Source organism: Stenotrophomonas sp. A3_2 (assembly GCF_036624925.1).
Lineage (GTDB): Bacteria > Pseudomonadota > Gammaproteobacteria > Xanthomonadales > Xanthomonadaceae > Stenotrophomonas > Stenotrophomonas hibiscicola.
In genome coordinates this window covers 1-316 of record NZ_JAZKVY010000007.1, presented here as the reverse complement: position 1 = coordinate 316, position 316 = coordinate 1, and the positions used below count along the sequence as shown (strand labels likewise).

The 316-nt window shown below is 60.4% G+C and carries 1 protein-coding gene; it reads left to right on the top strand.

All coding sequences use genetic code 11. From position 1 onward, the window contains the following. Nucleotides 1-253 (top strand): F0F1 ATP synthase subunit A (locus R5H29_RS00025; RefSeq protein ID WP_332328521.1); only part of this gene is annotated, 253 nt, incomplete at its 5' end. Nucleotides 254-316 lie beyond the last annotated feature (63 nt).

The window sequence follows — 316 nt, the reverse complement described above, 5'->3', positions numbered from 1 at the left end:
GGTGCGTCCGTTCTCGCTTGGCCTGCGACTGTTCGTCGCGATGATGGCCGGCCACGTCCTGCTTGAAGTGCTGTCGAGCTTCGTCATCAGCGGCGGCAACGCGGGCCCCTTGCTCTTCGCCGTCGCCGGGCTGCCCAGCTTTGCGCTGATGGTGGGGATCTGCGCGCTGGAATTGCTGGTTGCCGGCATCCAGGCCTATGTCTTCGCGCTGTTGACCTGCGTCTATCTGAACGACGCGGAAAACCTTCACTGACCGTCACCCATCACACATTTACCAGAGGGAGTTTTTGAAATGGACGCAGAAGCTGCAAAGCTG